Origin of the sequence: Kitasatospora sp. NPDC094028 (assembly GCF_049543595.1) — a bacterium.
Taxonomy (GTDB): domain Bacteria; phylum Actinomycetota; class Actinomycetes; order Streptomycetales; family Streptomycetaceae; genus Kitasatospora.
Map to the genome: position 1 here is coordinate 430,371 of NZ_JBMVFA010000001.1, position 8,871 is coordinate 439,241.

At 77.4% G+C, this 8,871-nt stretch carries 9 protein-coding genes; 6 read left to right on the plus strand and 3 right to left on the minus strand.

The window, feature by feature from the left end; genetic code table 11:
* Positions 1 to 362 precede the first annotated feature (362 nt).
* The 6 genes from ACPC54_RS01995 (at position 363) to ACPC54_RS02020 (ending at position 6,327) form a co-directional block, all read left to right on the plus strand.
* Positions 363 to 1,637 (plus strand): DUF5919 domain-containing protein, encoded by a 1,275-nt coding sequence (locus ACPC54_RS01995; protein ID WP_498960147.1) that lies wholly within the window; start codon positions 363 to 365, stop codon positions 1,635 to 1,637.
* A 62-nt stretch (positions 1,638 to 1,699) separates the two neighbouring features.
* Entirely contained in the window at positions 1,700 to 2,239 is a 540-nt protein-coding gene (locus ACPC54_RS02000) for a GNAT family N-acetyltransferase (protein WP_498960149.1), read from the plus strand.
* Between the two features lie 55 nt (positions 2,240 to 2,294).
* Positions 2,295 to 3,053 (plus strand): ABC transporter ATP-binding protein, encoded by a 759-nt coding sequence (locus tag ACPC54_RS02005; protein ID WP_498960151.1) that lies wholly within the window; start codon positions 2,295 to 2,297, stop codon positions 3,051 to 3,053.
* Complete coding sequence (locus tag ACPC54_RS02010; protein ID WP_498960153.1) at positions 3,050 to 5,026, plus strand: FtsX-like permease family protein; 1,977 nt, start codon at positions 3,050 to 3,052, stop codon at positions 5,024 to 5,026. The genes ACPC54_RS02005 and ACPC54_RS02010 overlap by 4 nt, the downstream gene beginning before the upstream one ends.
* Positions 5,027 to 5,131: 105 nt before the next feature.
* Positions 5,132 to 5,833 carry an exonuclease domain-containing protein gene (locus ACPC54_RS02015; protein ID WP_498960155.1) on the plus strand — a complete coding sequence of 234 codons (702 nt, stop codon included), beginning with the start codon at positions 5,132 to 5,134 and terminating at the stop codon, positions 5,831 to 5,833.
* Positions 5,830 to 6,327, plus strand: coding sequence for a GNAT family N-acetyltransferase (locus tag ACPC54_RS02020; protein WP_498960158.1), 498 nt, complete (start codon positions 5,830 to 5,832; stop codon positions 6,325 to 6,327). The genes ACPC54_RS02015 and ACPC54_RS02020 overlap by 4 nt, the downstream gene beginning before the upstream one ends.
* A gap of 19 nt (positions 6,328 to 6,346) precedes the next feature.
* On the opposite strand, the gene ACPC54_RS02025 is transcribed toward ACPC54_RS02020, so the two are convergent.
* The 3 genes from ACPC54_RS02025 to ACPC54_RS02035 form a co-directional block, all read right to left on the minus strand.
* Entirely contained in the window at positions 6,347 to 6,574 is a 228-nt protein-coding gene (locus ACPC54_RS02025; RefSeq protein ID WP_498960159.1) for a hypothetical protein, read from the minus strand.
* An 82-nt stretch (positions 6,575 to 6,656) separates the two neighbouring features.
* Complete coding sequence (locus ACPC54_RS02030) at positions 6,657 to 7,622, minus strand: polysaccharide deacetylase family protein (RefSeq protein WP_498960161.1); 966 nt, start codon at positions 7,620 to 7,622, stop codon at positions 6,657 to 6,659.
* A 148-nt stretch (positions 7,623 to 7,770) separates the two neighbouring features.
* The gene (locus tag ACPC54_RS02035) at positions 7,771 to 8,664 is read right to left on the minus strand and encodes a phosphotransferase enzyme family protein (RefSeq protein ID WP_498960163.1); all 894 of its coding nucleotides are present in this window, start codon (positions 8,662 to 8,664) and stop codon (positions 7,771 to 7,773) included.
* Positions 8,665 to 8,871 lie beyond the last annotated feature (207 nt).

An 8,871-nucleotide genomic window follows, 5' to 3' on the forward strand; every position in this document is an offset into this window, starting at 1 on the left:
TTCCCGGCCCCGGGCGGGGCTTTCCCGGCCGGGCGGCCGGGCATGTGCGGCGCCCGCGCGCCGTGACGCACGGCACAGTCGGCATACTCCCCGAGCCTTCCCCCGGCGGCCGGGACACGCGGCCCCGGTTCGCCCGAACGGGTGTCCGGCCGACCATTCCTGTGAAGAGTCCGACCGCCTCCCCGTGCGGCCCCCTGCGCCATCCGGCTGCGGGCCGCTCGCGCCGGGCAGTACCCTTGATCGTCCGGCCGCCCCCGGCCGGTGGCGATCCGTCAGCGTCCGGCCCGCCGAACCGGGGTCGCGACGCCGGGCCGGGGCGAAGCGGCCGACCAGAGCGAAGCAGCAACCAGATGAGGTGGCGCATGGTGTTCCCCGCCGGCGGCCGCGGCTCCGGGCCGGGCGGCCCCGACCGGGGCGGCGTCCGCAGCGAGGCGCCCACCGTGGTCATGCGCCCCACCCTGACCGGCCGCACCCTGGTGCCCGCCCAGAGCGGCCCGGTGGAGATCCCCGCGCTCGCCTGGTCCGGCGCCGAGTGGGAGGACGCCTACCAGCGGGTCCGGCTCTCCGGCCGCGCCTACGTCTGGCTCAACCTCGTCGAGCAGCGGCTGCGCTCCCTCGTCGACGAGGTGCTGCACCCCATCTACGCGCCCGCCCACGGCGAGGACTGGGTCACCGCCGCCGCCGGCCCGGCCGGCGAGGAGTGGGCCCACCGGGCCGGCGCCGTCCGCGAGGTCAGCCGCCGCAAGGGCTACCTCCTCGACCCGGCCGACGACGACCCGCTGGTCTTTCTCACCCTGCCCCAGCTGCGCGAGCTCATGGTCCAGCACTGGCCCTGCTTCGAGCCCTACCTCGCCGACCGGCGCGAGATCGAACTCGCCCTCGACGAGCTCGAAGTCGCCCGGCACGTCGTCTCCCGCAACCGCGTCCTCACCGGCACCGTCCTGGCCCAGACCGAGCGCGCCGCCGCCCGGCTGCTCGCCGTCCTCGACGGCGGCGCCGGCGGGGTGCCGGCCGACGTCGTCGAGTCCCTCGTCGCCGGCCGCTACGCCGACGTCGTCGCCGTCCACGCCGACCGGGTCCGGCTGCAGCGCGACCTGCCCGTCGAGGACCTGCTCGACGGCGCCCGGCGGCTGGACGCGCTCGGCATCGGCCTCGGCATGCTCTGCCAGAACTACACCGGCAAGCGGCTGGTCCGCCTCGCCGGCGACGGCTGCCGCGTGCGGCTGCTCTTCCTCAACCCGGCCAGCAGCGCCGTCCGCCGTCGCGAACGCGAACTCGGCCTGAGCCGCGGCGAGTTGGCCCGCTCCATCGAGATGAACATCATGCACGTGCGGCGGGTCCGGGCCCGGCTGCGCGACCAGGGCGGCTTCGAGATCCGGGTCTTCGACGAGACCCCGCGCTTCACCGCCTACCTCGTCGAGGGCCCCCGCACCCCCGGCCAGGCCGGCGGCCGCGGCCGCAGCCGCGACCTCGGCGTCGTCCAGCCCTACCTGCGCCGCGCCCGCGGCATGGAATCGCCCGCCCTCGTCCTGCGCGGCGGCGCCGGCCAGCAGCCCGGCGGCACCGAACCCGGCCTGCTGGACGTCTACCGCGAGGAGTTCGAGGGCGCCTGGGGCGACTCCCGGCCCGTCTCCTGACCGGCCGCCCCCGCCGGAAAACCCCTGGTCGGGCCGCCCCGGCCGCTGCCACACTGGGCGCCGTGAACAGCGATCCCGGCTGGAGCCTGCGCCCCGCCACCACCGCCGACGTCGAACCCCTCGCCGAGCTGCGGGCCGAGGTCATGCGCGCCGACCTCGAACGGCTCGGCCGCTACGACGACCACCGCGTCCGCCAGCGGCTGCGCGACAACTTCTCGCCCCGGCACACCACGATCGTGCTGGTCGACCGCACGCTCGCCGGCTGCGTCACCGTCCGCCCCGACGACCGGGGCGGCCGCCACCTCGAATACTTCTACCTCCGGCCGGAGCACCAGGGCCGCGGCCTCGGCACCGCCGTCCTGCGGCACGTCCTCGCCGAAGCCGACGCGGCCGGCGAACCCGTGCGCCTGCAGGCCCTGCAGGGCAGCGCCTCCCGCCGGCTCTACGAGCGGCACGGCTTCACCGCCGAACGCGAGGACCCGGTCGACGTCTTCATGCTCCGCCCCGCCGGAGCCGCCGCGCCCACCACGGTCACCGCCACCGCGACGGCCGCGCCCACCGTCACCGCCACGCCCGTCGCCACCGCCGGGTCCCCCGCCTGACGCCGCCGCGATCCCCGGGAACGGGCTGGCCAGGGCCGTTGCCCGCGTGGTAGTCATGACCCCCGTGACGATCATGGGGGATGACGGCGCGGTCCTGCGCCTCGACGATGTACACCGCACCTACGGCACCGGCCAGGAGGCCGTCCGCGCACTCCGGGGGGTGGACGTCGCCTTCGCCCGCGGCACCTTCACCGCCGTCATGGGCCCCTCCGGCTCCGGCAAGAGCACCCTGCTCCAGTGCGCCGCCGGCCTCGACCGGCCCGACCACGGCCGCATCACCCTCGACGGCACCGACCTCGCCGGCCTCACTGAGACCCAGCTGACCGTCCTGCGCCGCCAGAAGCTCGGCTTCGTCTTCCAGGCCTTCAACCTGGTCGGCTCGCTCACCGCCGAACAGAACGTCGGCCTGCCGCTGCGCCTCGCCGGCCGCCGCCCCGACCGCGCCGAGGTCCACCGCGCCCTCGCCCAGGTCGGCCTCGGCGAACGCACCACCCACCTGCCCTCCCAGCTCTCCGGCGGCCAGCAGCAGCGCGTCGCCATCGCCCGCGCCCTGATCACCCGCCCCCGGATGCTGTTCGCCGACGAGCCCACCGGCGCCCTCGACAGCAGCAGCAGCCGCGACGTCCTCGCCCTGCTGCGCGACCTCGTCGACCGCGAGGGCCAGAGCACCGTCATGGTCACCCACGACCCCGTCGCCGCCTCCTACGCCGACCGCGTCCTGTTCCTCGCGGACGGCCGCGTCGTCGACGACCTCGAACGCCCCACCGCGCACCAGGTCGCCGAGCGGATGACCGCCCTGGAGACCGCCGCATGAGCGGGCGGAGCGAGCGGACCGCCGACAGAGCCTCCCTCATCACCCTGCTGCCCGTCGCCGCCGCCGGCCTGCGCCGCCGCAAGGCCGCCTTCGCCGGCTCCTACGTGGCCCTCACCCTCGGCGTCACCCTCGTCGCCACCACCGGCAGCCTGCTCGACCAGACCGCCGGCGACGACTCCCCGCTCGGCGCGCCCTCCCTGCACAAGGTGCTGCTGTTCACCGCCGCGATGGCCGCCTTCGTCGCCGTCTTCGTCGTCGCCGGCACCTTCGCCTTCGCCGTCGCCCAGCGCCGGCAGGAGATCGCCATGCTCCGCGCGGTCGGCGCGACCCCCCGCCAGATCGTCCAGCTCATCACCGGCGAGGCCGCCGTCGTCGCCCTCGCCGCCGCCGTCAGCGGCTGCCTGCTCGCCCTGCCCGGCGCCTCCGCGCTCGCCGCCTGGCTCGTCGACCGCGGCGCCGCCCCCGAGGGCTTCACCGCCCACCCCGCCGCCGGCCCCCTGCTGCTCGCCGCCGCCACCGGTCTCGCCGTCGCCCTCCTCGGCGCCGTCAGCGCCGCCGTCCGGGCCGGCCGGGTGCGCGCCGCCGAAGCCCTCGCCGACGCCGCCGCCGACCGCAAGGTCATGACCCCGCTGCGCTGGGCCGCCGCCGCCAGCGGCTTGGTCGCCCTGTTCGGCGCCGCCGGCTACTACCTCACCGCGCCCACCATGCCGCCCACCCCCGGCGACCAGGCCGCCGACCCGCAGCTCGCCTCCCAGTGGGTCCTCGGCGCCGACCTGGCCACCATCACCTCCCTCGCCCTCCTCGCCCCCGTCCTCGTCCCGCCGCTCGTGAGGCTGCTCAGCGCCCCGCTCGCCCGCGCCACCGCCGCGCCCCCGCTGCTCGCCCGGCAGAACGCGCTCACCGCCGTCCGCCGCACCGTCTCCACCGCCACCCCCGCCTTCCTCGCCATCGCGCTCACCGGCACCGTCGTCGGCTCCACCGCCGTCTTCGCCGACGCCATGACCGCCCAGAACCGCGCCACCACCGCCGCCCGCTACGTGCTGCGCCCCGGCGCCGAACCGCTGCCCGCCGACGCCCTCCACCGGCTCACCGCCGCCCGGCCCGGCCTGCACGCCACCGCCACCACCCCCACCGTCGTCACCGGCCTCGGCGCCGACACCGCCGCCTTCGACGACCACGGCGAGGACTCGCCCGCCAGCGTGCCCTCCGCCGCCACCGTCGTCGACGGCGACCTCGCCACCGCCTGGACCCTCCCCGCCGACCAGGGCAACCCCGCCGACCTGCACGGCGCCACCCTCGCCGCCTCCACCGACCAGGCCCGCGGCCACGGCTGGCACCTCGGCGACCGGGTCAACCTGCGCCTCGCAGACGGCACCGTCACCACCCTGCGCCTCGCCCTCGTCTACCGCACCCAGCTCGGCCTCGACGAGATCCTGCTCAGCGGCGACACCGTCACCGCCCACCTGCCCGGCGCCCGGCCCACCGCCGTCCACCTCGGCGCCGAACCCGCCGACCGCCTCGGCGGCACCCTCACCGACTCCCGCGACCCCGGCCCCGACCCCGGCGCCCACTACGCCTGGATCGCCACCACCACCATCCTCGGCCCCGCGCTGCTCTACGCGCTCATCGCCATCGTCAACACCATGGTCATGAGCACCGCCGACCGCCGCCGCGACTTCGACGTGCTGCGCCTCGCCGGATCCGTGCGCCGCCAGGTGCTGTGGACGGTCGCCCTCGAAGCCGTCCTCGTCGTCGCCACCGCCGCCGTGCTCGCCCTCGCCGTCACCGCCCTCACCCAGTACGGCACCACGGCGCTGATCAACCACCGCATCCTCGCCGGGCAGACCACCGTCCCGCTCCGGCTGCCCTGGCCCGCCCTGGCCGTCGCCGCCGCCGTCTGCCTCGCCCTGGCGACCACCGCGGCCCTGCTCCCCAGCCGGCTCGCCCTCGCCCGCCCCGCCGCCGCCCGCTGACCAGGCCACCGACCGGCCCGGGCCGGCGGCCCCCGGGCCGGGTTGTCGGTGGGGCGGGTGATGATAGGGGCTGTTTCGCGCAGCCGGACGGAAGGACACACCCCTATGAGCTGGTGGCAGCAGCCACTGGTCGGCTTCGACCTGGAGACCACGGGCACCGACCCGGCCGTGGACCGCATCGTCACGGCCGCGCTCGTGGACACGGTCGGGGCCGCCCGGGTGGGCGCCGCACACTGGCTTCTCGACCCGGGAGTGCCGATCCCGGCCGAGGCCGAGGCGATCCACGGGATAGGCGACGACCTCGCCCGCCGCAAGGGCAGACCGGCCAAGGAGGCCGTCGAGGAGATAGCCGCCGCACTCTGCGAACGGCTCGCCGCCGGACGGCCCGTGGTCGCCTTCAACGCGCCCTTCGACCTCTCCCTGCTCGACGCCGAACTGCGCCGCCACGGGCTGCCCACCCTCGCCGAACGCCTCGGCGGGCCCGTCCGGCCGGTCCTCGACGCACTCGTCGTCGACCGCGCCGTCGACAAGTACCGCAAGGGCTCCCGCACCCTCCAGCGGGTCTGCGAGCTGTACGGCGTCGAGCTGACGGACGCCCACGAGGCCGGCAGCGACGCGCTCGCCGCCGTCCGGGTCGCCGTCGCCCTCGCCGAGCGCTACCCCGCCGAGGTCGGCGCCCTCCCCCCGGACGAACTGCACCGACGGCAGGTCGGCTGGTACCGGGAGTGGGCCGAGGGCCTGCAGGCCTGGCTGCGCCGCGGCAAGGACCCGCAGGCCGAGGTCGACCCGCGCTGGCCCTCCCGGTGACCGTCACCGTACGGCCCGCCCGCCCCGCCGACCTGCCCGGCTTCCTCGCCCTCGCCGCCGAGGTGGAGCACTGGTTCGGCCCGATGGTCGCCGAGCCCGGCTTCCACCGCGCCGTCACCCGCGGCATCGACCGCGGCCGGGCGAGCGTCGCGGTGGAGCACCCCGGCGACGGCGCCCCGAACGATGCGCTGCTCGGCGCGCTGCTGTACGGGACGGACCACGGCGCGCCGCCCCGCCACCACCTGCACTGGCTGGTGGTCGCCGACCGCGCCCGCGGCCGCGGCGTCGGCCGCGCCCTGGTCGAGGACGCGCTGCGCCGCTTCGGCACCGGCCCGGCCGTCGTCGAGGTCGTCACCTTCGGCCCCGACCACCCCGGCGCGGTCCTCGGCGGCGCCCGGGTCTTCTACGAGCGGCTCGGCTTCACCCCGGCCGAGCCCGCCGCCCCGGGCCCGGAGGGCGGCTCCCGGCAGGTCTACCGGCGGCCGCTCGGCTGAGCCCCGGCGGCGCCCGGACTCACCGGACGTCCAGCCCCACCGGGCGGACGGACACGTGCGGTTCGCCGAACCACCCCACCGCCTCGGTGACGGCTGCGAGGAGTTCGGCGATCCGCGGGCCGACGGGGTTCTCGGTCGCCGGACCGGCCCAGGCGCCCTGCGGTCCCGCCGGCAGGCGGGCCTTCGCCCGCTCGAACTCCGCGGCGTCCAGGGCCCCTTCGCGGTGCAGCGCGGCCAGCCGGGCCAACTCGTCGGTGAGCGACGGCCGTCCGCCGGTGGTCGGTCGGTGGTCGGTCGGGCGAGGTCCGGGTGAATCCGCCGGACTTCCGTCAGGCCGCCGGGAAGTCGAAGGTGTAGCCCTGGGCGACGAGCCAGGGCAGCAGCTGCTTGAGCGCGGCCACGGTCTGGCTGCGGTCGCCGCCGCCGTCGTGCATCAGGATCACCCCGCCGGGCCTGAGCTGGGTCTGCACGGTGGAGACGATCGCGGGCACGCCGGGGCGGGACCAGTCGCGCGGGTCGACGGACCAGCCGAGCGAGGACATCCCCAGGCCGGCGGTGATCTGCTCGTTGTCGGCGTTGAAGCCGCCGCCCGGGGCACGGAACCAGCCGACCGCGGTGCCGGGCCCGCCGGCCTGGACGATCATGTCGCGGGCGCCGGTGATCTCGTGGACGGCCTTGTCGTGCGGCAGCTTCGCGAACGGCTGCGGGTGGTGGACGCTGTGGTCGCACAGCCGGTGCCCCGCGGCGAGCACGCGCTTGACCAGGGCCGGGTTGGCGGCGGCGTTCTGCCCGATCTCGCAGAAGGTGGCCTTGGCGCCGTACTGGGCGAGCAGGTCGAGGATCGGGCCGGTGGCGGGGCCGGGGCCGTCGTCGAAGGTGAGGGCGACGGTGCGGCCACCGGAGGCGGTGGAGCCGATCACCTTGCCCGCGCCGGCGTGTCCGGGCGGCGGGGCCGGGGTGCCGGCCGTGGGCGTGCCCGGGGTGGCGGGGGTGCCGGCCGCGGTGGGCGTGTGCGGCTTCCCGGCCGCCGCCGGCGGTGCGGCGGCGGGGGCGCCGTCCGAGCCGGGCGTCGGCGCGATGGCGGTGGCGGGGCCGCCGGCCGGGGTGGTCGGCGACAGGGTGATCGGGGACTGCGCGGCGCCGGTGGCGCCGGGCGGCTGCAGCGCCCCGCTGGCGGTGCCGCACGCGGCCAGGCCGAGCGCGGCCGCCACCGTGACGCAGCCCGCGACCAGCCGACGACGGGCCCGTGCGGCGGGTGAGGGGGCGAAGGGGCGGCGGTCGTCGGTCCGGTGCATGGCGGCGGCTCCTGAGGTACGAGTCGGGTGCCGATCCCTCGGTCAGGATGACTGTCCGATAGGACGCCGATCGTACGTGCCCCGGTTGCGGACCGGACCGAACCGGCGTAGGAGCCTTCTCACACCGGTTCCGCCGCGCGGGTTCCCGTCAGAACGGGTACCAGCGCACCTCCGTGGCCCCGTCCCGCAGCGAGGCGACCCGGCGCCGGAACTCCGCGAGCGCGGCCGGGCTGCTCGCCGCCTGCTGCGCGACCCAGGAGGCGCTGGCGGTCTCCCGGGCCCCGCGCAGCGCCGTGAAGCCGGGCCACTCCCGCACGTCCCAGCCGTAGGCCTCGGTGAACGCGTGGTACTCCTCGGCGGGCACCCCGTACCGGTCCTGGCTGAGCGCGAGGACCACCAGGTCGTGCTCGCGCAGGTCGTCGGCGACGAATTCGAGGTCGAGCAGCACCGGCCCGTCCGGCCCGACGTGGACGTTGCGCGGCAGCGCGTCGCCGTGGATCACCCCGGGGTGCAGCCGCGGGACGAGGTCGTCCAGGGCGGCCGCGAAGGCGTCCCGGCGGTGGCGCAGGAAGGCGACGTCCGCCGGGTCGACCTGCCCCTCGGCGGAGGCCAGCCAGCGTTCGACCGGGGCCAGCAGGTCGCGCCGTCCGAGCGGGACGGGCGGCAGCGGCAGCCGGTGCAGGGCGCGCAGCAGCGGGGCGAGGTCGGCCGGCCGGGCGGGGCGGACGGCGGGGGCGAGCCGGTGCCAGAAGGTGACCGGGTGGCCGTGGGAGAGCTGGGGTTCGGCCGCGAGCGCCTCGTAGGGGCGGACCACCGGGACGCCCTGCCCGGCCAGCCAGTGCGCGACGGTCAGTTCGCGGTGCGCCCGGTCGTACAGTTCGGGGCCGCGGCCGACCTTGGCGACCACGGCCGGGTCGCCGAGGTCGAAGACGGCGTTCTCGCCGAGCGCGAGCAGCCGGGCGTCACCGGGGCCGGGCAGGCCGGCGGACTCGCAGGCGTGGGCGAGCAGCAACCGGGCGCGGCCCTCGTCGAAGGGGATCATGGCTGGGCTCCGTTCCGCCGGCGTTCATCCGGAGGATCCCGGACGGTGATCATCATGACAAAGCGGCCGCCGGGACGCAGCGGCGGCGGGGCCCCCCGGGGGGGGGGGGCCGCGCCCGGCGGGGGGCACCGGGGGGGGGGCGGGCGGGGGGGGGGCGGGGGCGGGGGGCCCCGCCCCCCGCGGGGGGGGCGGGCCGCGGGCCGGTAC

What these genes read in the sequence shown, in the direction of transcription:
- ACPC54_RS01995 (WP_498960147.1), top strand. Translation starts at nt 363, where the DNA reads ATGGTGTTCCCCGCCGGCGGCCGCGGCTCCGGGCCGGGCGGCCCCGAC.
- ACPC54_RS02005 (WP_498960151.1), top strand. Translation starts at nt 2,295, where the DNA reads ATGACCCCCGTGACGATCATGGGGGATGACGGCGCGGTCCTGCGCCTC.
- ACPC54_RS02010 (WP_498960153.1), top strand. Translation starts at nt 3,050, where the DNA reads ATGAGCGGGCGGAGCGAGCGGACCGCCGACAGAGCCTCCCTCATCACC.
- ACPC54_RS02015 (WP_498960155.1), top strand. Translation starts at nt 5,132, where the DNA reads ATGAGCTGGTGGCAGCAGCCACTGGTCGGCTTCGACCTGGAGACCACG.
- ACPC54_RS02030 (WP_498960161.1), bottom strand. Translation starts at nt 7,622, where the DNA reads ATGCACCGGACCGACGACCGCCGCCCCTTCGCCCCCTCACCCGCCGCA.
- ACPC54_RS02035 (WP_498960163.1), bottom strand. Translation starts at nt 8,664, where the DNA reads ATGATCCCCTTCGACGAGGGCCGCGCCCGGTTGCTGCTCGCCCACGCC.